This window comes from Citrobacter sp. Cpo040 (genome assembly GCF_030332915.1).
Classification (GTDB): domain Bacteria; phylum Pseudomonadota; class Gammaproteobacteria; order Enterobacterales; family Enterobacteriaceae; genus Citrobacter; species Citrobacter portucalensis.
Map to the genome: position 1 here is coordinate 660,483 of NZ_JAOWGX010000034.1, position 24,664 is coordinate 685,146.

A 24,664-nucleotide genomic window follows, 5' to 3' on the forward strand; every position below is an offset into this window, starting at 1 on the left:
AAACAGTTTCATTTTGGATGTACTAAAAATGGTAAGCACCGCACAATTTTATCTCTGCGCTCAGCACAAAAAATGCTGAACGCAGAAAGAGTTAACCCAGACGCGAGGTTCAGGCAGTTTTGCGTGCCAGCATGGTGGCAAAGCGCAGTTTAATTCGATTACCGTTTTCATCTGTACGATGAAGTTCACCTACGTCTTCGTTATATTTCAGCAGATCCCACCCACTGTAATAGTTGCGTAATTCTCCGGTTTTAAACGCAAACGGAAAACCAACGGTGCACGGAAAATCATCAGTATCCATCGCTGCGACGATTAAGTTATATCCACCCGGTTTAGTACAACGTTGCATATTCTCAATAAGGCCAGGGATCGTTTTGGCTTCAAGAAACATCAGTACAACGGTAGAAAGAATAAAATCGTATTCACCCTCAAAACGCAACGCATTAAGGTCAGCGACCTTCGCGTTCAGGTTGGTCAGCCCCTCAGCCGCTTTGATGCGCTCAAGGTTAGCGATGCTCATGGGGTTTTTATCCCATGCGGTAACGTCATAGCCGTTTGCCGCCAGGTACAGGCTGTTTCGGCCGTTACCGCAGCCCAGATCTAACGTTTTACCTGGTGCAACCACTTTTGCCGCTTCAACGACATCGGAATGCGTACGGGTTAAATCATATTTTTCAGTAAAGTAGTTTTCGTCGCAAAGGGTCATTATTTATCCTCAGATTTCAGTAATGCAGCACGCTCCGTGCGGATGAGCAGTTTCCCCTGCATCAGCAATGCAAACGTACGTATCAGTAATAATGCAATGATAAAATTGGTAAAAATAAACAGTGGGATAGACAGAGTATGAAAAAATCCTGATTCACTGCCGTGTCCAAGATGCAATCCCGTTGTCGCCAGGGCCGACACGCCAAACGAGAAGCTCCAGAAAGACGCATTAAACGGCTGTGACAAATACCACGGCATAAGGCGTAGCATGAACAGAAGTTGCAGCAAACCATAGCCGAACAACATTTTGGCTAACGTATCCCCCTCGCCACCGTTGACGCTAAGCCAGGCGCTACAGGCGACCAGCGCGGGTGCCAACTGAATACCAAGTGAAGTCCGTAAAACCGTCGGCAGCTCGCCGCAGCTTCGTAAACGTTGCAGAATCACTGGCTCCAGGCTGAGCCATGAAAATACCCCGGCGCCCAAAAACACCAATCCGGCATCGTTGAACCCAAGTGCACCACAGGCCATGGCGCTGATAAAGTTATTGGCAACGGTTGGCAGATACAGACCCGGCGTGGTGGCCTCTTCCGGATGCTCCCCACGCCACAGCCCTGCCGTTTGCCAGGCTGCGTATGCCAGCTGTATGACCACGCCAATACTGAATAACCCAATCGCCAGCGGTCGATACCACGGAACAAATCCAATCGCGACCAGCATCGTGGTGGCCGGAAACAGACTGACAAAGCTACTCATCACCGGATGACGAATTTCCGCCAGTACGCTATGCGGAAAACGCAGTAAACGGCTCAGAAAGGCCAGCGTCAGCAATCCCCAGATGACCATTGCAAGGATGACTAAGCCATCACCAATCCAGTGGCTCACCGGCCACACCTGGCTGGCGTAACGCCACGCAAATCCCATCCCAATTGTACCCAGTACCATGCCAAAATAACCGGCCGGAAGATTGAGGACCCGTTCACTCTGTTTGTTCTTACTCATTTTGTTTATTTTTTAAAGTATATTTGAAATGCATTTTATGGAATATCTGCCGGTTTAGCCAGTGCAGAAAACTTTGCTACGTTTAACTAAGGTGCGCAACATGGAAATGAGCTATGACCAAATACCGTCTAAGCGATGAATCTCGCTCCTTTAGTTACCTGGATAATGGCAATAAAAAAAGTGTATTACTACGCCAAATCATCGCACTCATTGATTTTAATGATGTTAGATCCGGTACGCTCGGTGGCTGGATTGATGATGAAAGCGTTCTGTCGCAAAGCGGTAATTGCTGGATATACGATGAGAATGCGCTCGCGTTTTGCGGCGCGACGATAACAGGAGACGCCCGTATTACACAGGCAAGCGTGGTCAGAGATGGCGCGCAGATTGGTGATGCCGTCTGGATTGACCGAGCAGAAATCAGCCATAACGCGCAAATACGTGACAACGTCACCATTCAGGATTCTGTTGTTCGCGGTGAGTGCCTCATCTGCGGTGATGCACGCATTGTGTGTGACTCTGAAATCATTGCAGCCAGAGGGTTAACCCGTGAAAGCGACCAGCTCCTGCAAATTTACGAGCGGGCGGCAGTCAGCAATTCACGCGTGGTGCATCAGGCGCAAATCTATGGCGATGCGATGATCAATTATGCCTTTATAGAACATCGGGCTGAAGTTTTTGATTTTGCACGGATAGAAGGCAACGAAGAGAATAATGTCTGGATCTGCGATTGCGCCAAAGTCTATGGGCATGCACGCGTCATCGCCGGAACGGATGAAGACGCCATTCCTACCCTGCGCTACAGCTCGCAGGTGGCGGAACACGCGGTGGTTGAAGGTAACTGCGTGCTGAAACACCACGTGCTGGTTGGGGGGCATGCGCAATTACGTGGCGGACCGCTCCAGCTTGACGGTCACATCCTTATTGAAGGCCATGCCTGTATTCTGGGTGAAGTGCTGATCGAGCATCATATTGAGATAACCGATCAGGCCCAAGTTGAAGCCTTTGATGGCGATGCGATCCATCTGCGCGGGCCAAAAGTGATTAACGGCGAACAACGTATCACGCGCACCCCTATCGCCGGTTTATTCTGAAGAGCCATCAATGATGCGGGCGTAGAGATTCACGTCATGGTAATCGCCATTAAGGAACTCCGCCTGTTGCATACATCCTTCCAGTCGGAAGCCATTGCGCAGTGCAACCTGGTTGCTCTTGACGTTATCTACACGACATTTAATCACGAAGCGGCGAATCTCCTGGCGCTGCGCATAATGATGAATCATTGCCTGTAGCGCCTGAGACAGAATGCCTTTGCCCTGGTGCTCTTCACCCAGCCGATAACCAATATAAGCGGCTTTGTTCAGCGGCTCTATCTGGTTAAACGAGATAACGCCAGCCACCTCCCCTTGTTCGAAAATAAGGAACATTTTGGCGTAGCCGCGCTGGTGCAACATCATATTCCCCTGCACGTTCTTACGCGTGTCGTCCTCAGATTCGACAAACTGCGGCCAGTTCAGTGACTGTTGGAGCCAGGTTTTATTTTTAAGCACCAACTGATGCAGAGGGGTGACGTGGTGTTCTTCTACCGCCCGCAGTTCCAGCGCGTCACTAACGATAATTATTTCTGACATGTTTATCTCCTTTGCGATCGTAAACGGGGCATTTCTGACTGGCAGTAGCCGATATTACTCTGTTTAGCGCCGGGGATGTCTTATTTTTATGCTGTAACAGCAATCACTTAGAAAGAATCTCTGGCGTTGAACCCGTTACTCTGGTGATCCGGGTATCCCCTCATGGATAGACCGTAATGATGACAATAACACTTTCATTCTATTGCTAAGGAGCAAGCATGGCAGCACCTTTGGGTCGTTTAGCACTTATTCCGCTTTTACTGATTACCGCCTGTCACCAACCTGTTTCTACCACGCAAGCGGGCCCCGTTCCCTTTGCCGTCAATAAGCAACAGGTCGTGGATAATACCACGCTGGAAATTTCCCGTAGCGCGCTGGAATATAACATTCATAAAGTTCAGCAACTGCTGGGAGATAAAACCCGGATGTGCGCCATTCTTAAAGGCGACGCGTATGGCCACGATCTCTCACTGGTAACACCGGTGATGATGCAAAACGGCGTACAATGTATTGGCATCGCCAGCAACGAGGAGATTAGTACCGTTCGCCAGTCAGGCTATACATCGCAGCTCATGCGCGTGCGTAACGCGACGGAAAAAGAGATGCGCCAGGCGGCGGATTTCGATACCGAAGAGCTTATCGGTAATCTGGATATGGCTAAGCGTCTAAGTGCAATTGCTCAAGAGAAAGGTAAAACTATTCGTATCCATCTTGCGCTGAACTCTGGCGGTATGTCGCGTAACGGTCTGGAAGTCAGTACCGCTGCAGGTCTGGAAGAAGCACGCGCTATTTCCGCATTACCCGGCCTGAAAATTGTCGGTATCATGTCGCATTTCCCGGAAGAAGATGCGGCAGTGGTAAAACGCGATCTGGCCCGTTTCAATACGCAATCAGCCCAGGTACTGAAAATTACCGGGCTTAAGCGCGAAGATGTCACCCTGCATGTCGCGAATACGTTCGCTACCCTGACCGTTCCAGAATCCTGGCTCGACATGGTGCGTGTTGGCGGTATTTTCTATGGCGATACCATCGCCAGCACCGAATACAAACGCGTCATGACGTTTAAATCTGCCATCGCGTCGGTAAACCATTACCCCAAAGGAAACACCGTCGGATATGACAGAACCTATACCCTTAAACGTGATTCCGTTCTGGCCAATATCCCGACAGGTTATGCCGATGGTTATCGCCGTGTGTTCAGTAATGCGGGACACGTGCTGATCCGCGGCCAGCGGGTTCCGGTACTGGGTAAAACATCCATGAATACCGTGATCGTCGATGTAACCGATTTGCCGCAGGTTGCATCCGGTGATGAAGTGGTGCTGTTCGGTAAACAGGGAAATGCGCAGGTTAGTGCAGAAGAAGTCGAAGAAATTAGCGGCGCGTTGTTCACTGAAATGTCGATCCTCTGGGGGGCGACGAACAAACGCGTGATGGTCGATTAACACCTAAAACAGGAAGGGCTTCCGTTTCTCGCAGGAAGCCCTTTTACACAGCAAGCGCCGTTCTACTTAGCTCTCACTGACACTCTCTTTTTGCAATATTTTGAGCAGATCTTCCTTCAGGTGGAGTTTCTGTTTCTTAAGACGAACAATGTCCAAACTATACCCCCGACCATCCGAACCTTCCAGTCTGGAGATCTCATGATCAAGGCTGTTGTGTTTTTCGAATAAGGACAGAAAGCGAGGGTTCTCGGATTTCAGTCGGGAAATAAGGTCTCTGTATTCTGGAAACATACTTTCTCCCTGTTAGTGGACAAGAACGTGTATAAGAAATACACACCCACAGAGTACCCATTTGCCATACAGAAAAATGCGAACAGGATCGAGTAAATAGTGTACAGAGTCGTTATGAGGATGAATGCAGATACGGCTCCCCATCAGGAGAGCCGTAAAGGGGGGCTTAACGCATCTCGCGGTCGTCAACGTACTGACGTTTATCCGGCGCTGGCGGGAAGTACTGATACAGCCAGGTTTCGCTGATGGCGTCACCCTGACAACGCAGGAACATACGCATATCTACCGGATCGGTTGAGTCAGAGGTCGGATACCAGTCAAACTGAATGCGATAACCGTCGATAGGCTCCACGTAGAGGATCTCAATCTGTTTCGCTTCACCGCTGGAGAGCGTAATCACCGGTTCAATGCCTTTCGGCGCAGCCGCTTTTAGATCGCCACCAACGAAGTCAACGGCAAAACGACGTGCCCATTTTTCTGGGTAATGCTCGCCCGGTGCCCATCCTTCCGGGAAACCGCCCATGCCTGTCCGGGTCGCCATCACGCGAGCCAGCGGTGAACGCACCGGCGGTTGAGCGCTCCAGTACAGGCGATATTTGAATTCCAGCTCATCGCCGGCTTTGATCTTCTTGTCCGGCTGCCAGAAGCAGACAACGTTATCCAGCGTTTCGCCGGTCGTCGGGATCTCCATCAGACCGATGGTCCCCTTGCCCCACTGGTTGCGCGGTTCGACCCACAGGCTTGGGCGCTTGTTATACCAGCCCATGATGTCCTGATAATGGGAGAAGTCGCGATCGAGTTGCAGCAAGCCAAACCCTTTCGGGTTGTTATCGGTATAGGCGTTGAACTGCAGCTTTTGCGGGTTATTCAGCGGACGGCAGATCCACTCACCATTGCCCCGCCACATCGCCAGACGATCGGAGTCATGGATTTGCGGGTGAATAGTGTCGCACATCCGACGCTCATTGTTGCCGCAGCTGAACATGCTGGTCATCGGCGCAATGCCGAGCTGCTTGATGTCTTTGCGCGCATAGATGTGGTTTTGTACATCCATAATCACCTGCGTTTTCTCGCAGTGGATCACGAACTTGAATGCGCCGGTTACGCTTGGGCTGTCGAGAAGCGCATACACGGTAAAAGAGGTTGCGCCCGGTTTAACCGTTTCAAACCAGAAAGAGGTGAAATCAGGAAACTCTTCTTTGCTGTCGGTGTAGGTATCTACCGCCAGACCACGGGCCGATAAACCGTACTGATAGGTGTCATCCACGGCGCGGAAATAGCTGGCGCCCAGGAAAGAAACGACATCGCGGCGGGCCAGTTCTGGCGCTTTAAACACGCGGAATCCAGCGAATCCGAGGTCAGTCTGCCCTTCCAATTGTTTGGTATCCACACCCGCGTCGTTGTATTTAAACAGTTCCGGACGGAAGTGAATTTCACGCGCCATATGCGTACTACCATCAACCGAGAACATGCGTACACGGCGACGGAAGCCCATTCCCACGTGGAAGAACTGCGCATCAAGCTGACGATTTTCAACATTGTTCCACAGAGACTGCTCTGCGTCATATTGAATGCTGTTGTAGGCCTGCGGCGTCAGTTTCGCCAGCGTTTCCGGTAACGCGCGCGGTGCGCCGCCCCAGGGCTTCTGTGCTAAGTCATGGGCCATCGATTGCAGAACGGAAAAATCAAAACGTACGGTTTTTCCGTCTGCAATGTCAGACTCTGCCGCAAAGGCGGCGCGGGAAAAGAGTGATGCAATACCACTGGTTCCGCACACGGCGGCCATTGCCATTGAACCTTTAATAAATCGTCTGCGATTCATGCCTGAAAGTGAGTCCTTCTGGTCGTGTAAATGGTCCCGCGCCGGTCAAAATCAGCGGCAAGAGAGTGCACATTTCTGACCGCTCACTCTAGACAAAATTCATTAATAATCCAATTGTTGGTCGCCGATTATCTGTACAAAATCGAAAATATTTTATGTCGATGGGAACAGACCGAATCCCATGTAAATTCCGTTAAAGTAAACCACACCGACGTTTACTTCGCTCTTGAGCCTCCTGATACAGCGCAAACTCATCATAAACCGCGCAACCCAGCGCCTGTTCAAACGCGTCGCGGCTGGAATTTCCGTGGCTGCGAGCCTGTGTTTCATTACCCAAATTGGACTGGAAAATTCCTGCGGCGCTCACCGGTAAAAAATCTTCGTAGGTGATGGGTTGCGCAACCAGCCAGCCCCGTTCAATAAGCGGCTGTGGATCGTCATCCGGGCGAATCGCCTGCCGATGCGCTTCACCCGATGGCGTCAGACGATAGCGGAACCAGGCTAGCCCCTGCTGGCGCAGCAGGAATTCGCTGTCCGGGAAGGCCTTGAATACTTCCTGAAGGTGTAGCTGGTGCGTCAGATTGTCTTTCCCCGTTCCCGCTTTATTCAGCAATTCGTCGTACAACGCTCTGCCTTTCGGCGTCAGGGCCACGCCGCGCTGTTCGATTTCACCAAAACGTGCCGTGTGAGTGCCGCGCATTTCACCGGCAAACAACACCGGTTCTTCCAGCGCTTTGAAACTGGTCTGACGCAATAAAATGGGCACCTCGCGGCGCGGCGGCCCTTCAATCAGTATTTTCGGTTCAATGCCGCATTCCGGCATCATCGACTGCACCCGGTCAATATCCAGCGTTCGCGGTGTCAGATGGTTGATATGACAACCGGGGAAGCACACTACATCAGCAATCAGCCGGTGTTCGTTATGTAATGCGTGATAGGTCTCTTCATCGACCGTGGCGTGCTGATGCCAGCGGAATGTTTCCAGCGCTTCATGCACAAATTCTTGCGCCTGTTCAGATGTAAAACTGCCCTGCGCATCAAATTCATCCAGTAGTTCGTGGCAACGGCGAGTGAAAATATCGCGTTTCGCGAGGATCTCAGCGGCTTTTTGCCGCAGCGCGGCGTTTTCGATTAGTTCGAGCCGTAATAACGAGGTGAATACCCGAAACGGGTTGCGCGATAGCGAGGCATCGTCGATGGGACGAAAGGCTGTAGAATGTACGGGGACGCCCGCCTGGGAGAGATCGTAATAACTCACCGGATACATGCCCATAACGGCAAACATCCGGCGCAGCGTAGAAAGCTCCTGCGCGGTACCCACTCGAATGGCGCCATGACGCTCAACGTTTAGCCGGGCCAGTTCATCCGCATTCGCCAGTTTTTCATGCAGCGTCGGATTATTTTCCAGTACCGCCAGATTCACATCAGCGACAAGTTCCAGCAACGTGCCGTACTGCGGGACTTCCTGCTGGTACATTGCTGACATTGCCTGCGAAAATTGTTCCCGAATCTCATCTGCCGTGATGGTGTTCGCCATAATGTCATGCCTCCAGTGAATATTACCTGGAGTGTAGAAAACGCCGCTGACTCCGGTGGGAAGAATTTACAAAGTGTGACCCCGCGTAAACTTCCCACCCATACAAACGATGAACAGTACCTACTGGCGTGGTTTCAAATGACTTTCCAGCCAGGGCAGCATCTGTTTTTTACGGCTAAGCATACCTTCTACCTTGCAAGGCTGCGGGATGTCTGAAAGTTCTGCTCCAGCAAACCATAAGCTGGTATCACCCAGATTGATGTCAGTGAGCATCAGCACGACTAACGCAGCGTTCTTTTCTTCTGCATAGCGCGCCATTTCCTGACGGAGATCGTCCAGCACCGCATCCACCTGTTGCAGCGCATACAGTTCAAGCTGCGCTACACAAACTGAATGCCCATGGATGGTGAAGGTTTTAATGTCTTTCTGCAGAAGCTCGCGGGCGCTCATCCCTTCCACGCTTGTTTTGGCTGACAGCAGGTCGCGACTGAAAGCGTCAAGATCCACTCCGGTTTTTTGGGCCAGCGCATCAACCGCCTGGCGATCGTCAGTGGTCGTCGTTGGTGAACGAAGCGTGACAGTGTCACTCAATACGGCGCCGAGCAGTAAAACAACCTCAGCGGAAGATAACTGGTTGCGTTCATCCTCCGTCATCAGGTGCCACAGCAGGGTTGCGCTACTGCCGACGGGCTTCACCCACACTTCCGGTGGCAGACGGGTGACTAACCCACCAAGTCGGTGATGATCGATAATTCCCACCACGTTACTTTCTGTTAACGATTCCGGTCCCTGGGCCGGCTCGGTGAAATCGACCAGCCAGACATCACGATCGGTCAGTTCAAACGTCAACCGTTCAGGCATCGTCAGCCCCGCATGCTCAAAGATAAACTGCGTTTCGCGATTAGGCTCGCCCAAACGCCATGCCGTCGCCTGCTGGCCACGTAAACTAAGCCAACGCGCCGTCATTGCGGCGGTGCAGATGGCATCGCTATCGGGATTAAGGTGCCCTATTACATGTATCATTCATCAGTGCCTTGTGAAGAGAAATCGTTCAAAAGTAAACAATCACCAAAGTATAACGACTGGGCACACTCCCTTCCATGATCCCACCACCCAGCAATGCTGTACAAAACATAAGCAAAATAAATCAGTTGTAAGTAAAACATGATAAATGTTAATAATATTTTGCTATCAGGTTATCAAAAACAAACAACTTTACTTGTCACCGATACGGCTCTGTTTTTAACATCGCTTATGGAAAAAAATGTTCTGTTCAATCAGCGCATTCGCTTGCGCCACCTTCATACTTTTGTCGCCGTTGCACAGCAGGGAACGTTGGGGCGCGCGGCTGAGACCCTTAACCTGAGCCAACCGGCTCTCTCCAAAACGCTAAATGAACTGGAGCAACTGACCGGTACCCGTCTCTTTGAGCGTGGCCGCCTTGGCGCGCAGTTAACGCTGCCCGGAGAACAGTTTCTTACCCACGCGGTAAGAGTGCTGGATGCGCTCAACACCGCCGGACAAGCGTTAAATCAGCGCGAAGAATCGCAGACTGATGTCGTACGGATCGGGGCCTTACCCACCGCGGCACTGGGCATTCTGCCTGCGGTAATTGGTCCTTTCCACAAGCAGCAAATGGAGACCACGCTACAGGTCGCCACCATGAGCAATCCGATGATTCTGGCAGGTTTAAAATCCGGGGAAATCGATCTTGGCATTGGTCGCATGGCCGATCCGGAATTAATGGTCGGTCTGAACTATGAATTGTTGTTTCTGGAATCACTTAAACTGGTCGTGCGCCCTAACCATCCGCTGTTGCAGGAAACCATCACGTTAAGTCGGGTAATGGAGTGGCCGGTGGTGGTTTCGCCAAAAGGAACCGCGCCTCGCCAGCACGCAGAAGCATTGTTGCAAAGTCAGGGTTGTAAAATGCCGCCAGGCTGCATTGAAACGCTGTCAGCATCGCTTTCCCGCCAGCTGACGGTTGATTACGACTATGTGTGGTTTGTCCCTTCAGGCGCGGTTAGAGAGGATTTACGCCAGGCGACGCTGGTGTCGTTGCCGATACCTACCCATGGTGCGGGTGAACCCATCGGTATTCTTACCCGTGTCGATGTGCAACTCTCTCAGGCCGCGCAGATCCTCATCGCCGCAATACGCAAAACCGTACCGTTTTGATGCCAAATATTAAGGGACCATCAGGTCCCTTAATTTATTGTTAAAACGTTTCCCAGTTATCGCCACTGGCCGTTGCCGTCTGCGGACGCGAATGGTCAGGCGTAGTGGTTACGGGAGGGCGTTTAATTGCACTCGTTCCCGTTAAGCGAAATGTACCTACGGCTTCCGTTAAGCGCGCCGCCTGCTCTTCGAGAGAGGCCGCCGCAGCCGATGCTTCTTCAACCAGCGAGGCATTTTGCTGCGTAACTTTATCCATTTCTGATATCGCCTGGCTCACCTGTACGATACCCCGGCTCTGCTCATCAGAAGCCGCCGCGATTTCCAGCATGATATCGGTCACGCGTTTTACCGCATCGACAATATCCGTCATCGTATTGCCCGCCGCGACGACTTCTCCGGAGCCCTGGTCAATCAGTCGGACCGATTCGCTGATCAATCCTTCAATCTCTTTTGCCGCCTGAGCGCTGCGGCTTGCCAGCGTACGGACCTCACTAGCGACCACGGCAAATCCACGCCCCTGCTCTCCTGCCCGCGCCGCCTCAACCGCCGCGTTCAGCGCCAGGATATTGGTCTGGAAAGCAATGCTATTAATCACGGCTGTGATTTCGGAGATTTTCTTCGAACTCGTTGAGATATTACCCATGGTTTTCACCACGCCAGAAACCATCTGACCGCCCCGGCTGGCCTTACCGGACGCATCTTCCGCCAGCTTACTTGCGTGATGCGCGTTGTCGGCGTTTTGCTTCACCGTGGCGGTCAGCTCTTCCATGCTGGCTGCCGTTTGTTCAATCGCTGCGGCCTGTTGTTCAGTACGTGAAGACAAATCGGTATTACCCGCCGAAATCTCACTGGTACCGCGGTATATTTCTTCCGCACCCTGACGTACCGTACCCACCGTTTTCCCCAACGATCGTTGCATTGTCTGCAGATGGCGGCTCAGGCGACCAATTTCGCTGCGCCCGGTCGGTTCATCTTGCATGGTCAGATCGCCCGCGGAAATTTGCTCAATACGCTTGGCCGCGCGTAACAGAGGATGAATGACCGTGCGGCGCAGAACAATGAACGTCATTACGGTCAGCGCCAGCGCAAGAACGAATGCCCCCAGCATAAAAGCCATGCCGAGCTGTGTACGCTGGTGCGCCTGTTCGCTTAACTGGTTCGCCCTTGCGGTACGAATGTCGATCGCTTTTAACAACACCTTGTTGTAAGCAGAGTCCAGCGGTCTGGCCTGTTCATTTTCATGGTTGATGATCGCTTCAAACATGCCGTTTTTAGCGTACTTCAACATAGGCTGTAAGCCGTCGATATAGGCTTTGAAGCTGGCGCTCAGTTCAGCATCTAACGCTTCATCGGCAGACGTTTTTACCGCGCGTGACATATAAGCATTGAAACCGTCCTGCGACTGCTTGATCCGTTTTTCTGCCTCGGCAATATTGGCCTTCATATCATCCATTTCGGCAATACGGCTCGCCGCGCCGGCGTGGATCATGTTGATACGTGCGGTACGTAAATGGTTAGAGCTGTTAGATAACCCCATCCTGACCTGAATTTCATCGGTCACGTCGCGCTGATCGCGATCGGCCTGCATAAGAAAATAGCTTGCCAGTCCGGAACTTAAGGCGAACAGCAGAAGGATGCCACCGAGAATGGAGGAAAACAGCGGAACCAGCCGGATTTGATGCAGAAAGCCCAGTTTATGCTGGGCTTGCATCGATGTAGTGTTGTCCATGACCGTCGACTCTCTTGTAGGGTTTATGCGTGAAAACACGCCCGTTAGATAGTCATCGGCAATCCGGGAAGTTTACTTACCGTGAAAAGCGCCGGATTCGTCACACTTTCACAACATAATTCTAAAAAATTCAGGAAAGTGCCAGCGGTTAAATCCGCTGGCCAATGAATCAGTTATCGCCAAAGTGGATAACGGTACGGATGGACTTACCCTGATGCATTAAATCGAACGCTTCGTTAATCTGCTCCAGCGGTAAACGGTGGGTAATAAAGGGATCCAACTGAATTTTCCCACTCATTGCTTCTTCAACCATGCCAGGAAGTTGAGTACGCCCTTTCACGCCGCCAAACGCGGAACCGCGCCAGACGCGCCCGGTAACCAGTTGGAACGGACGCGTTTTGATCTCTTGCCCTGCTCCCGCCACGCCAATGATGATGCTTTCGCCCCATCCTTTATGGCAACATTCCAGTGCCGCACGCATCACGTTAACGTTGCCGATACATTCAAAGCTAAAATCCACGCCGCCATCGGTCAGCTCAACGATCACATCCTGAATCGGTTTGTCGTAATCCTTCGGGTTGATGAAATCAGTCGCGCCCATTTCACCTGCCAGCTTAAATTTTTCCGGATTGGTATCAACGGCCAGAATACGCCCGGCTTTCGCCTGCACCGCGCCCTGAATTACCGCCAGACCAATACCGCCCAGACCAAATACGGCGACGGTGTCGCCTTCTTTCACTTTTGCGGTGTTATGGACTGCTCCGATACCGGTGGTCACGCCACAACCCAGCAGACACACTTTGTCCAGCGGGGCCTGCGGGTTAACCTTCGCCAGAGAGATCTCCGCGCAAACGGTGTATTCGCTGAAGGTGCTGGTGCCCATATAGTGATAAATCGGCTCACCGTTATACGAGAAGCGCGTTGTGCCATCCGGCATCAGACCTTTGCCCTGGGTCGCACGTACGGCCTGGCACAAGTTGGTTTTACCCGATTTACAGAACTTACACTCGCCGCACTCTGCGGTGTACAGCGGGATCACATGATCGCCCGGTTTCAGACTGGTGACGCCTTCGCCTACTTCAACCACAATGCCGCCACCTTCATGGCCAAGTACCGCCGGGAATACGCCTTCCGGATCGTCGCCAGAGAGCGTAAAGGCGTCGGTGTGGCACACGCCGGTATGGGTAATTTTAACCAGCACTTCACCTTTCTTTGGCGGTGCGACGTCGATTTCGACAATTTTTAACGGTTGGCCGGGGCCGAATGCAACTGCTGCACGTGATTTCATTTGTCTCTTCCCATTATTGCGAGGTGATGATGTTATTTTAGATAAGCACGCAGAAGATGGCCGATTTCAGCCATACGCACGGCACGCTGGTCTGGCGTAGTTTCCCCACTGACCAGCTCGTCTTTCAGATGGATCTCAACCATTTCGCCCATCAGGCCATTTGATGCACCGCGCACAGCGGCAATTTGCTGCAGGATAGCCAGACACGGTTCGCCAGATTCCAGTGCACGCTCAAGCGCATCAACTTGACCGCGAATACGGCGTACACGGGTGAGAATGCGTTTCTTGTCTTCAGGTGAATGCGGCATACGCCCTCCAGATACTATAGGGGGGTATACTATCAGATTTGTTATTTGGCTGTAAAATATATGATTTATTTAATATCAGTAGCTTAGATTAAGCTGTTATCGGATATATGCGGACACCCGTTTACTATCGCCTGTGCAGGCAAACGGCCCCCCGGTTTATATCCATAGCGCTATGTGGGTATGAATGACTGTCGCCAGTTCCCGCTGGCGGCGGTCAACCACCTTCTAATAGTCACTACGCTGCGATGGAGCTGGGTGCTGATTACTGGCAATAAAAAAATGCCCGAGGGCGGCTGATTTTGATGTATAACTGTTTAGCTAATTGGTTGATGATTAGTGTCTAATATCATTTCCCAAATATTGAAATTCGGCACAATTGATATGAAATTATTAATATTTACCAGCCTATTAATCTGCACTTCCGCGTTCGCGACTGTTTCCCCTACTGGTCCAGAGGCAGCAGCATTGAAATTTAATCACTGGTATATTGCACAATTGTTAAAAGAGAAAAATCCTTTAACGGATTACGCTGGACTTAAACCTTACGTCACTACCAGCACGATTGCCGCATTGAAAAAATCTAATGCGGCTGACCCCAATACCGAAGACGTACCGGACTCTGATATGTTTATCAAAGCCCAGGATTATAGTGAAGACTGGCGGCAGATCGAGATTGTGTCGTCAGATTATGATCCCGTGTGTATGCAAGTTTATGTGTCGTTTGGAACGAATAAAGCACATACCGTTATCGACTGTATGATGCAGGAAGGCGGGGCCTGGAAAGTTCAATCTGTAGCCAGACAGGATATCTTGCCGAACATCAGTCTAAAGTAATCTATGTAAAGCCCGTTAATTCGTACGGGCTTCATTCCCCTTAATTATTTTTTCGTTGCGCTATAAGCTTGCGCAAATCGATACCAAACCGTTTTTTAATACCCCGAAGATAACTTCCTTCAGCCCCTTATAACCGAGCATACCCAACACAAACACGATCTCATTGTGTGTAAATGTGACCTCGCCAACTTGCGGGATAGTGAACGTTACGTTTGGGAGGTGAGCTGCTGCAAACATCATGATCACTGCCCCGATCAGGACGTCACCGCAACATTCACGGAACTTTCCACCCCAATGAAAAAACCGAACGATAACGCCCAGGGCAACCAGGATTACTAATTTATGGTTCACCGCAGCAGATTTATCAATACCTCATCACAGGCCATCGCGAGGGAACGGATATTATTCAGCATTTCAAGGAGTACGGCAGCAGAGAAACGCAGCATCACAAGTTTGTATTACTGCCAGGACTAAAAAAATTGTTTTTTTATCACATTAATTTGAACAACACCCTGATTGGCTTTAACTGTGTCAGATGCACCCAAAGATTATGTAAATTAATAATGCCTGCCTGAGCCAGTATTGCCAGGGTGATCATCAATGTGGACGCGGTAATCACAAGCATCAAACGACTAATATTTTTCTGGATCCTGATCTGCTGCTTTTCCCGTTTATCTTCAGATTCCCATGAAATAATTGTTGAAATAGCCTTGCCTTGTATATAATATTTTTCATCACTAAATCTGACATCCTCTGTAATTACAAGTGACTGGAGCAGCAGAAAGACCTTCCTCCTGAAATCTTCATTCTTGATATGTTTATACCAAAGCGTCCCGTACAATAGATCAATAACCTCATCACATGTCACTCCAGTGTGAGTTTTCTCTGGCGATTGATGTACATATTCGTTCACCAGCATCTGTAGCAACATTATACGATCAAGTCCATTCAACGCCCTGTTACTGGCGAATGAAAAAAAGAGATTGCTTTTTGCTCTCGCCAGAGCATTTTTTGCATAAGCAATACGCGTAAAATAATTTATTGCAAAAAGAAAAATCGAATCAAACCTTAACGGACCTTGCTTTCTCCAATGAATAATCTCAACATTCATTTTTTCAATATCATTGAGTGGAAGGTTTATTTTCTCCATATAGGCGTGCTGCTCAGCATGCCATTTTTCAAGCACAACATTTTTGCCTCTTAGATTCACAAGCTGATATTTTTCTTGTTTTACATCCGAAAAGTAAACACCATAGTAATTATATACTTGATCATCCACATGATTTTTCAGAGTAAACCGTGGCAGAAAATAACGCCATAATCTACCTTTAGTTCTCGAAACTAAGGATTCTATGAACATAATTACGCTCTAACACCTTTAATTTGTCACAGTTAATGATAGTTCACTGTGCGAATAAAAAAGCCCTCCCCATTCAATAATGAGGAGGGCTTTTGTACACCGATTTAGTGCTTATCAGTGATCTCAACAACGACATGGCGATCTGGAGCAAGACAATTGATCAGCTGCTGTCCGGTCTGCCCATCACAACTGGATCCCGTGACAGAATCACTCGAACCATATCCTTGTGCAGTAATGTTTGCAGCCGGCATACCTAATGCGACTAATTCATCGGCGACAGCCTGCGCGCGTTGGGCCGACAGTTGCTGGTTATAATCTGCGGCTCCGGTGCGATCGCTATAGCCAATAACAACGGTCGCTTTATCTTTTGCCGGTTGCAGACCGGGGTTTCGGTATAGCTGCGCAATCGCCGCTTTCCCTTCTGGGGTTAGTGCTGCTGAATCATAACCAAACATCACATCAGATTTTAAGTTAAAACGCTGAGGTTCAGGCGCAGGAGTGGCGGCAACTGCCGGAGCAGGCGTAACCTCCGCGTCGTCATGCTGGCCAAAGCGATATGACAACCCAGCGGTAACGGAACTAACATCGCTTGATACGCCAATCTGGTTTTCATTACCCACGTTGCTCACCCATTGGTATTCCACGCGACCAGCCCAGTTCTTGTTAAAGGCATATTCCGTACCGACAGCCACAACCGGACGCACACCGGTATCAAAGCGGTTATTGCCTTTAATATCTGACTCCGCGCGATATCCCATTGCCCCTGCACGGCCGTAGAGATCCCAATTATCTGTCAGACCATAACTTGCCTTCAGAGATAATTGCAGGCCCTGACTTTTCATTTGAGAACCAGATGCGCCATTTTTACCGTTGAATTGCATGTTGCCTAAATAGTCATAACCGCCTTCAACTGCCAGCCATGGAGTAATCTGATAGCCTGTAAATACACCACCACCGACGTTATCGCTATCAAAACCAACATCACCATATTTATTACCATTAGCCCCCGTTTGCTGGCTTGCGCTGGTATCAAAGTAATGCGACCAACCAAATTTCCCACCAGCATACCAGGTTCCCGCATCCGCTGCGGCAAATGCCGTAGTCGCGGTCAGCGCATTTGCAATAATGAGTGTAATAAGCGTCTTTTTCATAAATTTCCTATTATAGACTTGCCGTTTGTCAGTTAGTTATCTGTTAGTCGGCGCTACAATAAAATTTTTAATGGCGGCTGATAATCGTTTTTTTATTTATTTCTGGACAGTTTTAGAATCGCTCTTAAGACTTATTTACGATAACCACCCTACCCAACCCGCAGTAAATCACTGTATCTCGTTGTATAACGCGGTGAGAGCATATCTCGCTTCATCGCCCACGGTTGTTGTATACCTTGTCCGGCAAAATAGAGCGTTCCTTTACCTTTATCAGCATTGAGCGTATCCAGAACGGCCATCAGCTTATCGCTGTTATGCCGTGGGGCGTTGTCATCAAACAAATTCAACTGCGCAACGCCAGAACTAAAAAAATCGCCCAGCATGACCCCTGCTTTTTGATAACGCAGCCCCTCCCGCCATATTGCGTCCAGGCTACGTGTGGCCGCCCTTATAATTTCCCGACTATCCTGGGTTGGTGTCAGCAGTTTTATCGATGCGCTGTTACCGTAATACGGTTCATTCAGGGAAAATGGGCTGGTTTTGATAAACGTAGAGATAAACCGGCAGAACTGGTGCTCTCTGCGTAATTTTTCCGCAGCACGTGCAGCATAGGTACAAATAGCCTCTCTCATCGCATTGTAATCCGTGAGTTTTTCACCAAACGATCTTGAACAAATGATCTCCTGCTTAACTGGCGCAAACTCTTCCAACGCCAGGCACGGTTCACCGCGCAATTCCCGCACAGTGCGCTCAAGCACAACGTTGAAATGTTTGCGGATAAAGCGAATATCGGTATCCGCCAGGTCGCAGACCGTTTTAATGCCCATAGCGTCCAGTTTTTTACTGATACGTCGTCCGACACCCCAGACTTCATCAACCGGGAGCGCAGCCATCAGCTTACGCTGACGCTCAATATTCGAGAGATCCACCACCCCGTCAGTCTGTTCCTGCCACTTTTTGGCAGCATGGTTCGCCAGCTTGGCCAGGGTTTTGGTCTGGGCGATACCGACCCCAACCGTGAGGCGCGTTTTCTGTAAAATGGTTTCTCTGATTTCACGACCAAAATCTGTAAGATCCCTGCAGTTTCGCACGCCAGTTAAATCACAAAAGGCTTCATCGATACTGTACATTTCCACGCGCGGAGACAGCTCCTCCAGAATCGACATTACCCTGCTGCTCATATCCGCATACAGCTCGTAGTTCGAACTAAAGCAGAACACGCCGCAGCGCCTGAACAGATCTTTCTGTTTGAAGTATGGTGCTCCCATATTGACGCCAAGCGCCTTCGCTTCCGCGCTGCTGGCAATGACGCAGCCATCATTATTTGAAAGAACAACAACGGGTTTACCTTTCAGGTCCGGTCGGAATGCCGATTCACAACTGGCATAAAACGAATTAACATCCACCAGCGCAAACATGATCAGCCCGCGGATTTAATGATAAATGTCACCACGCCAAATATATCCAGCGTGTCCTCGCTGCCGATCATGATCGGTGCGTAGGCGCTGTTCTCTGGCTTCAACATCACCACCGGATGCAATTGCAGGCGCTTAACGGTGAATTCGCCTTCAATAGCAGCAATCACAATGTCTCCGTGGGCCGCTTTTCTGGCACTGTCGACTACCAACAAGTCGCCAGCACCGATCCCTGCCCCCATCATGGAGTCGCCAGACGATTTTACAAAATAGGTTGCGCTGGGATGCTGCACCAACAGGTCGTTAAGATCGATACGTTTCTCAACGTAATCCTGCGCCGGAGAAGGAAAACCGCAGGGCACGAGATCGCTAAATAGCGGGAAGTGTTTGATTTCGGGATGTTCAACTGGCTGGAAAAACAACATAATAATCTGCCTCTCATATAACTGTATTTATATACAGTAGTTTTAATGAGGACAGTGATCAAGTGACAGACGTGGCGAACTGAGCGTTGTTTAATCATCTTGCCGGTAAGCGTTTATGCTATCTGGAAAAATAATTTTCGGTTTTATTCCACAGAAGAAAGTACAAATTTTCGCGACATGTACTCAGCCGGAATGATAACGACTACGGCGCCCTGAAAGCGCGTATAGTGGCGTACTAAAATCATTAAAACGGACACATTATGACCACCGCAGGGAAAAGTCATCCGCTGGCCATTGGCGGCCTCATCACCTTAACGCTCATCTGGAGCTACAGCTGGATCGCGATGAAACAGGTCACGCACTACATCGGCGCGTTCGACTTCACCGCACTACGCTGTTCTTTTGGCGCATTATTGTTATTCATCGTTCTGTTACTGCGTGGCCGAGGAATGCGCCCGACACCTTTCGGCTATACGTTAGCGATCGCCTTGCTACAAACATGCGGCATGGTTGGATTATCACAATGGGCGCTAGTCAGCGGCGGTGCAGGTAAAGTAGCCATACTGAGTTATACCATGCCATTCTGGGTGGTGATTATGGCCGCCATTTTCCTCGGTGAACGCATGCGGCGTTTACAGTATTTCGCCATTGCCGTGGCAGCAGCGGGATTATTGCTGGTTTTACAGCCATGGCAACTGAACTTTGCCTCAATGCAGAGCGCGCTACTGGCGATCCTTTCTGGGATCAGTTGGGGGGCCAGCGCGATTGTCGCCAAGCGAATGTATACCCGCCATCCGAATATCGATCTGTTAGCGTTGACCGCATGGCAGATGCTGTATGCCGCGCTGGTGATGAGCCTGGTGGCCTGGCTGGTTCCACAGCGAGCTCCAGACTGGCAACCTGTCGTTTTCTGGGCATTGGCTTATAGCGCCGTGCTGGCGACGGCGCTGGCATGGAGTTTATGGCTGTTTGTGTTGCGTAACTTACCAGCCAGTATTGCCAGCTTAAGTACGCTGGCGGTACCTGTCTGTGGCGTTCTGTTTTCCTGGTGGTTGCTGGGTGAAGAGCCTGGCGTTGTTGAAGGCTGCGGTATTGTGCTGATTGTTGTTGCGCTGGCTATCGTCAGCCTGAAAAAACGCGTCTCCCAGGTTCAAAGCGTACGAAAAGCACCACCCTGCGAAAATTAATCGGCTAAAAAAATGCCCCGCATTTGCGGGGCGTTACCTCAGGAGCGTTTACGCGGCATCATGCGCAACAGCGTATTATCCTTCCAGAAATAGTGATGCATCAGGGCGGCAACGGCATGCAAACCAATAACAAAATAACCCAGGTTTGCCAGCGTCACGTGCCAGGACTTCAGCATATCCACTAAATCAAAGTTAGCCTCTGCCGCATGCGGCATGACTATACCAAATGCAATCCACGGATTACCCCGGTTGTACATCATCACCAGCCCAATAATAGGCAGCACAATAAACAACAGATAGATAACCAGATGCCCCAGATGCGCCATGCCGGTCATCATTGGCTTTGGTTTTGGCACAATCGGCGGTGCCGGATATTTCAGCCTGACCAGCAGACGTGCCACCATCAGCGTTAATATCGTGATACCACAGGATACGTGCACCATGTTGAATAAGGGACGATAGCTGCGCGGGAAAAATCCGCGAAACTCCATGGCGCTATAGGCCACAATAACTAACAAAAAGACCAGCCAGTGAATACCGATTTGCAGGCCAGAATACTTATTCCCCATAACACTTCCTGAATAAAAACAATAATGCGTCAACATAACGGGCTTTTGTTAAAAATTCATTAACTTTTGTTCACCCATTTTCAGTCGCTTACGCTTAACCGCAAGAACCGCTATTGCCGAGGATGCCTGTCTGGACTAAGCCTGGTAAGGAAAATATGTCGTACCGCCTCATCCTGACAGGAGAAAACCATGAGTAAAATTGGCATTAACGGTTTTGGTCGTATCGGCCGTCTGGTATTGCGTCGGCTACTGGAAGTCAAAAGCAACGTGGAGGTTGTGGCCATTAATGACCTCACCTCGCCCAAAATTCTCGCCTATCTGTTAAAGCACGATTCAAACTACGGCCCGTTTCCCTGGAGCATCGACTTTACCGAAGACGCGCTGATTGTCGACGGTAAAAAAATCGCGGTTTACGCAGAAAAAGAGGCCAAAAATATCCCGTGGAAAACCACTGGCGCTGAGATAATCATCGAATGCACCGGTTTTTATACCTCGACAGAAAAAGCCAACGCGCACCTGGATGCAGGTGCCAAAAAAGTGCTGATATCCGCCCCGGCTGGCGACATGAAGACCATTGTCTTTAACGTCAACGACGACACAATGGATGCGAACGATCGGATTATCTCGGTCGCATCGTGCACCACCAACTGCCTGGCACCGATGGCGAAAGCGCTGCACGATAGCTTCGGTATTCAGCTTGGCACTATGACCACCATCCACGCCTACACGGGAACGCAGTCGCTGGTTGATGGTCCACGCGGGAAAGATCTGCGCGCCTCGCGGGCAGCAGCAGAGAACATCATTCCCCATACCACTGGTGCCGCCAAGGCCATTGGTCTGGTTATTCCGGCGTTGAGCGGAAAATTAAAAGGCCATGCCCAGCGTGTTCCGGTGAAAACAGGATCTGTCACGGAACTGGTATCGATATTGGGGAAAAAAGTCACTGCTGAAGAGGTCAACAACGCGCTGAAAAAAGCCACGCAAAATAATGAGTCGTTTGGTTATACCGACGAGGAAATCGTCTCGTCAGATGTCATTGGCTCGCATTTCGGTTCGGTATTTGATGCAACACAAACCGAGATTACCGAAGTGGGCGATCTGCAACTGGTAAAAACCGTCGCCTGGTACGATAACGAATACGGTTTTGTCACCCAGCTTATTCGTACGCTGGATAAATTTATCAAGCTCTAATGTTCTGGCGGAGGCCTGCCTCCGCCCTCTTTCATTTCCCGCGAATTCAATACGTTGTGAGTCTCTCCCCGTTTTCAATTCACTGACTGTGCTATAGCTAACCTTTGCCACTGAGGGAGCATAGTAATGGAAGCACTGAGTCGTGAAACGTTAGAAAACATGATGGAGCAAGCCGTTGCCCACGCAACCACCGTCTCATTCTGGCCGCAGAGTGAAGCCCCCGGAGCAAAAAACAGCGATGCGGTCTTTACGCCAGAACCCCGACATACAGGAACATCTCAGTATGATCGTGCTGTCACCGGTATTCGCGCCCCGGAAATTACCGTTTATGCCCCCGAAAAACCTAACGGCGTAGGGATCCTTGTTACACCGGGAGGTTCTTACCGTCGCGTGGTGATGGATAAAGAAGGCAGCGTACTGGCACCATTCTTTAACGCCCGCGGTTATACCCTGTTTGTGATGACCTACCGCATGCCGGGTGATGGCCATGAGGAAGGTGCAAACGCGCCGCTGGCCGATGCCCAGCGCGCCATGCGCTACATTCGCGCCAACGCCCATGAATGGAAAATTAACCCTGATCGTATCGGTGTGTTGGGCTTCTCTTCCGGTGGTCACGTAGCCGCCAGTCTGGGAACCCGGTTTGCCGAACCGGTTTATACACCGATTGATAGCATAGACGAGCAACCAACGCGTCCTGCGTTCATGGCGTTGGTCTACCCGGTGATTACTCTGCGTGAAGACATCGGCCACCCGGGCTCTCGTCTTGAGCTGGTTGGCGCTACGCCCGAAAAGGAAGATCTGCGCCACTATTCTCTGGAAGAGCGAGTGGATAACACGACACCGCCGACATTCCTGCTACACGCCATCGACGATCCGGCGGTGAAAGTAGAAAACAGCCTGGTTTTCTTTAATTCGCTACGTGGGCTGGGCGTTCCGGTCGAAATGCATCTGTTTGAACGCGGTAAGCACGGATTTGGTATTCGCGATGCGCAAGGGTTACCGCTGGCCATCTGGCCGGAAATGATGATGAACTGGATCGCCACCAAAGTGTGAGAATTGCGCCGGGTGGCGTACAGGCTCACCCGGCGAAAAACTTAAGACTGCAAATACACTACCTGTGTTTGCAGGTATTCATTCAGACCGTGTTTACCATCTGCCCCGCCAATCCCGGACTTGCGCCAGCCAGCGTGGAAGCCCTGCATCGCCTCGAAGTTTTCGCGATTAATATAGGTTTCGCCAAACTTCAGCCCCTTAATCGCCTTCATTGCCGTATTCAGATTCTGCGTATAGATCGATGAGGTCAGTCCGTAGTCGCTGTCATTGGCCATCGTCAACGCCTGTTCCAGCGTATCAAATGCCACCACCGGCAGCACCGGACCAAACGTCTCCTCGTGCATAATCGCCATATCCTGGCGCACGTCTAACAGTAACGTCGGCGGATAGTAATAACCTTTACCAGCAACGGCTTTACCACCCAGCACCACACGGGCGCCTTCCTGCACCGCTCGCTCGACTTTTTGCTCTACACGCGCCAGCGCAGCGGCATTAATCAGCGGCCCCATCGCAATGTCATTGCGTTCGGCCGGATTGCCAAACTGCACGGCTTTCATCGCCTCACCCAGACGATTAACGAACTGGTCATAGATACCTTTCTGAACGTATACGCGCTCGGCACAGTTGCATACCTGTCCGGTATTGATCACCCGCGAGTCAACAATAGCCTTCACCGCCAGCTCAAGGTCAGCATCGTCCATCACGATAGCCGGGGCCTTGCCACCCAACTCCAGACAAACTTTGGTGATGTTTTTGGCCGCTGCGGCCATAATTTTCTCACCCGCACCGACGCTACCGGTCATGCTCACCATGGCGACCTTCGGGTTTCCGGCCAGCTCCTGCCCGACCGTTTCACCGCGTCCCAGCACCAGGTTAAAGACTCCGCGCGGTAAACCAATGTCATCAACAATTTTGGCAAAGGCGATGGCGTTATTCGGTGTGAATTCACTCGGCTTAATGACGATGGTATTTCCCGTCAGCAAGGCGGGAGCCAGTTTGCGGGCAATCAGGAAAAACGGGAAGTTCCACGGCAGAATGCCCGTCGTCACGCCCAGTGCACGCTTAAACAGCAATATATTCTCACCTGGGCGATCGCTTTGCAGGATCTCGCCTTCATAGCGACGCGCCCACTCCGCCATGTAATCGATATAATCAGCGGTAAACGCGACTTCAACGTCAGCCAGTTGTTGAATTTTTCCACCTTCCGCCACAATCAATGCGCTGATTTCATCGGCTCGCTGGCGGATACCTGTAGAAATTTTGCGTAACCAGTTTGCCCGCTCAATGGCAGGCAACGCTTCCCATTGCGGCTGAGCGCGATCCGCGGCATCGATCGCTTTACGCGCATCTTCGGCACGCCCATCGGGAATACGCGAGATAATCTCTTCCGTGGCCGGATTGACGACATCAATCCAGGCGTCATCGTGCCAGGTCACAAACTGCCCATCGATATACATAGGATGTTGTACGGGTACTGACATGCGGCTCTCCTGTGATTGATTTGTTTTTAACAAGTAAAACTATTGTTAATTAATATCAATCA

23 protein-coding genes are annotated in these 24,664 nt (G+C 50.6%); 7 read left to right on the plus strand and 16 right to left on the minus strand.

All coding sequences use genetic code 11. The annotated features are described in order from the left end of the window. Nucleotides 1-109: 109 nt before the first annotated feature. Nucleotides 110-706: a tellurite resistance methyltransferase TehB gene (gene tehB, locus OGX86_RS07945; protein WP_048227574.1), complete on the minus strand. Its 597-nt coding sequence runs from the start codon at nucleotides 704-706 to the stop codon at nucleotides 110-112. Next, nucleotides 706-1,707 carry a dicarboxylate transporter/tellurite-resistance protein TehA gene (gene tehA, locus OGX86_RS07950; RefSeq protein ID WP_008784854.1) on the minus strand — a complete coding sequence of 334 codons (1,002 nt, stop codon included), beginning with the start codon at nucleotides 1,705-1,707 and terminating at the stop codon, nucleotides 706-708. Before tehA ends, tehB begins: the two co-directional genes overlap by 1 nt. Nucleotides 1,708-1,820: 113 nt before the next feature. Between tehA and ydcK the strand changes: the two genes are divergently transcribed. Continuing rightward, complete coding sequence (ydcK, locus tag OGX86_RS07955) at nucleotides 1,821-2,801, plus strand: YdcK family protein (protein WP_286639766.1); 981 nt, start codon at nucleotides 1,821-1,823, stop codon at nucleotides 2,799-2,801. On the opposite strand, the gene rimL is transcribed toward ydcK, so the two are convergent. Then, complete coding sequence (gene rimL, locus OGX86_RS07960) at nucleotides 2,793-3,338, minus strand: 50S ribosomal protein L7/L12-serine acetyltransferase (protein WP_286639768.1); 546 nt, start codon at nucleotides 3,336-3,338, stop codon at nucleotides 2,793-2,795. The two genes, ydcK and rimL, sit on opposite strands and share 9 nt — an antisense overlap. A 218-nt stretch (nucleotides 3,339-3,556) precedes the next feature. Here rimL and alr point away from each other — a divergent pair, with 218 nt between their 5' ends. Continuing rightward, nucleotides 3,557-4,783: an alanine racemase gene (gene alr / locus OGX86_RS07965; protein ID WP_003833167.1), complete on the plus strand. Its 1,227-nt coding sequence runs from the start codon at nucleotides 3,557-3,559 to the stop codon at nucleotides 4,781-4,783. Nucleotides 4,784-4,849: 66 nt separating this feature from the next. Here alr and OGX86_RS07970 read toward each other — a convergent pair whose 3' ends face one another. The 4 genes from OGX86_RS07970 to OGX86_RS07985 all read right to left on the minus strand — a co-directional run bounded on the left by OGX86_RS07970 (nucleotide 4,850) and on the right by OGX86_RS07985 (nucleotide 9,456). After that, nucleotides 4,850-5,074, minus strand: a complete 225-nt coding sequence (locus OGX86_RS07970; protein WP_003833168.1) for an HP1242/YdcH family protein — start codon at nucleotides 5,072-5,074, stop codon at nucleotides 4,850-4,852. Between the two features lie 166 nt (nucleotides 5,075-5,240). Continuing rightward, nucleotides 5,241-6,896 carry a glucan biosynthesis protein D gene (locus OGX86_RS07975; protein ID WP_103015377.1) on the minus strand — a complete coding sequence of 552 codons (1,656 nt, stop codon included), beginning with the start codon at nucleotides 6,894-6,896 and terminating at the stop codon, nucleotides 5,241-5,243. Nucleotides 6,897-7,089: 193 nt separating this feature from the next. After that, nucleotides 7,090-8,433, minus strand: a complete 1,344-nt coding sequence (hglS, locus tag OGX86_RS07980; protein ID WP_003020282.1) for a 2-oxoadipate dioxygenase/decarboxylase HglS — start codon at nucleotides 8,431-8,433, stop codon at nucleotides 7,090-7,092. 120 nt (nucleotides 8,434-8,553) lie between these two features. Then, nucleotides 8,554-9,456, minus strand: a complete 903-nt coding sequence (locus tag OGX86_RS07985; protein ID WP_128316883.1) for a manganese-dependent inorganic pyrophosphatase — start codon at nucleotides 9,454-9,456, stop codon at nucleotides 8,554-8,556. A gap of 231 nt (nucleotides 9,457-9,687) precedes the next feature. Between OGX86_RS07985 and pcaQ the strand changes: the two genes are divergently transcribed. Continuing rightward, nucleotides 9,688-10,611: a pca operon transcription factor PcaQ gene (pcaQ, locus tag OGX86_RS07990; protein ID WP_003020288.1), complete on the plus strand. Its 924-nt coding sequence runs from the start codon at nucleotides 9,688-9,690 to the stop codon at nucleotides 10,609-10,611. Nucleotides 10,612-10,651: 40 nt separating this feature from the next. Here the strand turns inward: pcaQ and OGX86_RS07995 are convergent, their stop codons facing one another. The 3 genes from OGX86_RS07995 to OGX86_RS08005 all read right to left on the minus strand — a co-directional run bounded on the left by OGX86_RS07995 (nucleotide 10,652) and on the right by OGX86_RS08005 (nucleotide 13,936). Continuing rightward, nucleotides 10,652-12,340, minus strand: a complete 1,689-nt coding sequence (locus OGX86_RS07995) for a methyl-accepting chemotaxis protein (RefSeq protein WP_048214135.1) — start codon at nucleotides 12,338-12,340, stop codon at nucleotides 10,652-10,654. Between the two features lie 169 nt (nucleotides 12,341-12,509). Further along, the gene (locus OGX86_RS08000; RefSeq protein WP_008784862.1) at nucleotides 12,510-13,628 is read right to left on the minus strand and encodes an S-(hydroxymethyl)glutathione dehydrogenase/class III alcohol dehydrogenase; all 1,119 of its coding nucleotides are present in this window, start codon (nucleotides 13,626-13,628) and stop codon (nucleotides 12,510-12,512) included. Nucleotides 13,629-13,660: 32 nt separating this feature from the next. Next, nucleotides 13,661-13,936, minus strand: coding sequence for a metal/formaldehyde-sensitive transcriptional repressor (locus OGX86_RS08005; protein ID WP_003833178.1), 276 nt, complete (start codon nucleotides 13,934-13,936; stop codon nucleotides 13,661-13,663). Between the two features lie 336 nt (nucleotides 13,937-14,272). Between OGX86_RS08005 and OGX86_RS08010 the strand changes: the two genes are divergently transcribed. Continuing rightward, complete coding sequence (locus tag OGX86_RS08010) at nucleotides 14,273-14,770, plus strand: DUF3828 domain-containing protein (protein ID WP_286639771.1); 498 nt, start codon at nucleotides 14,273-14,275, stop codon at nucleotides 14,768-14,770. A gap of 490 nt (nucleotides 14,771-15,260) precedes the next feature. Here OGX86_RS08010 and OGX86_RS08015 read toward each other — a convergent pair whose 3' ends face one another. The 4 genes from OGX86_RS08015 to OGX86_RS08030 form a co-directional block, all read right to left on the minus strand. Continuing rightward, on the minus strand, nucleotides 15,261-16,049 hold the full coding sequence (locus OGX86_RS08015; RefSeq protein ID WP_286639773.1) for a hypothetical protein: 789 nt from the start codon (nucleotides 16,047-16,049) through the stop codon (nucleotides 15,261-15,263). A 185-nt stretch (nucleotides 16,050-16,234) separates the two neighbouring features. After that, complete coding sequence (gene ompA, locus OGX86_RS08020; protein WP_048227567.1) at nucleotides 16,235-17,281, minus strand: porin OmpA; 1,047 nt, start codon at nucleotides 17,279-17,281, stop codon at nucleotides 16,235-16,237. 149 nt (nucleotides 17,282-17,430) lie between these two features. Next, nucleotides 17,431-18,699 (minus strand): Y-family DNA polymerase, encoded by a 1,269-nt coding sequence (locus tag OGX86_RS08025; protein ID WP_168978236.1) that lies wholly within the window; start codon nucleotides 18,697-18,699, stop codon nucleotides 17,431-17,433. A gap of 2 nt (nucleotides 18,700-18,701) precedes the next feature. Then, complete coding sequence (locus tag OGX86_RS08030; protein ID WP_003833182.1) at nucleotides 18,702-19,121, minus strand: translesion error-prone DNA polymerase V autoproteolytic subunit; 420 nt, start codon at nucleotides 19,119-19,121, stop codon at nucleotides 18,702-18,704. A 260-nt stretch (nucleotides 19,122-19,381) separates the two neighbouring features. Between OGX86_RS08030 and OGX86_RS08035 the strand changes: the two genes are divergently transcribed. After that, nucleotides 19,382-20,308 (plus strand): DMT family transporter, encoded by a 927-nt coding sequence (locus tag OGX86_RS08035; protein ID WP_032943549.1) that lies wholly within the window; start codon nucleotides 19,382-19,384, stop codon nucleotides 20,306-20,308. A 38-nt stretch (nucleotides 20,309-20,346) separates the two neighbouring features. Here the strand turns inward: OGX86_RS08035 and cybB are convergent, their stop codons facing one another. After that, complete coding sequence (gene cybB, locus OGX86_RS08040; RefSeq protein ID WP_008784870.1) at nucleotides 20,347-20,877, minus strand: cytochrome b561; 531 nt, start codon at nucleotides 20,875-20,877, stop codon at nucleotides 20,347-20,349. A 189-nt stretch (nucleotides 20,878-21,066) separates the two neighbouring features. Between cybB and gap the strand changes: the two genes are divergently transcribed. Together gap and OGX86_RS08050 are read left to right on the plus strand one after the other, a co-directional pair. Then, entirely contained in the window at nucleotides 21,067-22,068 is a 1,002-nt protein-coding gene (gene gap, locus OGX86_RS08045; RefSeq protein ID WP_008784871.1) for a type I glyceraldehyde-3-phosphate dehydrogenase, read from the plus strand. A 126-nt stretch (nucleotides 22,069-22,194) separates the two neighbouring features. Next, nucleotides 22,195-23,121 carry an alpha/beta hydrolase gene (locus tag OGX86_RS08050; RefSeq protein WP_048214132.1) on the plus strand — a complete coding sequence of 309 codons (927 nt, stop codon included), beginning with the start codon at nucleotides 22,195-22,197 and terminating at the stop codon, nucleotides 23,119-23,121. Between the two features lie 41 nt (nucleotides 23,122-23,162). Here the strand turns inward: OGX86_RS08050 and aldA are convergent, their stop codons facing one another. After that, a complete protein-coding gene (aldA, locus tag OGX86_RS08055; protein WP_048227564.1) occupies nucleotides 23,163-24,602 on the minus strand; it encodes an aldehyde dehydrogenase in 1,440 nt (479 codons plus the stop codon). Nucleotides 24,603-24,664: the final 62 nt, after the last annotated feature.

Bases quoted from the DNA above. Each gene is read 5' to 3' on its own strand.
- cybB (WP_008784870.1), bottom strand. From the start codon at position 20,877: ATGGGGAATAAGTATTCTGGCCTGCAAATCGGTATTCACTGGCTGGTC.
- OGX86_RS07975 (WP_103015377.1), bottom strand. From the start codon at position 6,896: ATGAATCGCAGACGATTTATTAAAGGTTCAATGGCAATGGCCGCCGTG.
- OGX86_RS08030 (WP_003833182.1), bottom strand. From the start codon at position 19,121: ATGTTGTTTTTCCAGCCAGTTGAACATCCCGAAATCAAACACTTCCCG.
- alr (WP_003833167.1), top strand. From the start codon at position 3,557: ATGGCAGCACCTTTGGGTCGTTTAGCACTTATTCCGCTTTTACTGATT.
- OGX86_RS07995 (WP_048214135.1), bottom strand. From the start codon at position 12,340: ATGGACAACACTACATCGATGCAAGCCCAGCATAAACTGGGCTTTCTG.
- rimL (WP_286639768.1), bottom strand. From the start codon at position 3,338: ATGTCAGAAATAATTATCGTTAGTGACGCGCTGGAACTGCGGGCGGTA.
- tehA (WP_008784854.1), bottom strand. From the start codon at position 1,707: ATGAGTAAGAACAAACAGAGTGAACGGGTCCTCAATCTTCCGGCCGGT.
- hglS (WP_003020282.1), bottom strand. From the start codon at position 8,433: ATGGCGAACACCATCACGGCAGATGAGATTCGGGAACAATTTTCGCAG.
- pcaQ (WP_003020288.1), top strand. From the start codon at position 9,688: ATGGAAAAAAATGTTCTGTTCAATCAGCGCATTCGCTTGCGCCACCTT.
- ompA (WP_048227567.1), bottom strand. From the start codon at position 17,281: ATGAAAAAGACGCTTATTACACTCATTATTGCAAATGCGCTGACCGCG.
- ydcK (WP_286639766.1), top strand. From the start codon at position 1,821: ATGACCAAATACCGTCTAAGCGATGAATCTCGCTCCTTTAGTTACCTG.
- OGX86_RS08025 (WP_168978236.1), bottom strand. From the start codon at position 18,699: ATGTTTGCGCTGGTGGATGTTAATTCGTTTTATGCCAGTTGTGAATCG.
- tehB (WP_048227574.1), bottom strand. From the start codon at position 706: ATGACCCTTTGCGACGAAAACTACTTTACTGAAAAATATGATTTAACC.
- aldA (WP_048227564.1), bottom strand. From the start codon at position 24,602: ATGTCAGTACCCGTACAACATCCTATGTATATCGATGGGCAGTTTGTG.
- OGX86_RS08050 (WP_048214132.1), top strand. From the start codon at position 22,195: ATGGAAGCACTGAGTCGTGAAACGTTAGAAAACATGATGGAGCAAGCC.
- OGX86_RS08035 (WP_032943549.1), top strand. From the start codon at position 19,382: ATGACCACCGCAGGGAAAAGTCATCCGCTGGCCATTGGCGGCCTCATC.
- gap (WP_008784871.1), top strand. From the start codon at position 21,067: ATGAGTAAAATTGGCATTAACGGTTTTGGTCGTATCGGCCGTCTGGTA.
- OGX86_RS08005 (WP_003833178.1), bottom strand. From the start codon at position 13,936: ATGCCGCATTCACCTGAAGACAAGAAACGCATTCTCACCCGTGTACGC.
- OGX86_RS07970 (WP_003833168.1), bottom strand. From the start codon at position 5,074: ATGTTTCCAGAATACAGAGACCTTATTTCCCGACTGAAATCCGAGAAC.
- OGX86_RS07985 (WP_128316883.1), bottom strand. From the start codon at position 9,456: ATGATACATGTAATAGGGCACCTTAATCCCGATAGCGATGCCATCTGC.
- OGX86_RS08000 (WP_008784862.1), bottom strand. From the start codon at position 13,628: ATGAAATCACGTGCAGCAGTTGCATTCGGCCCCGGCCAACCGTTAAAA.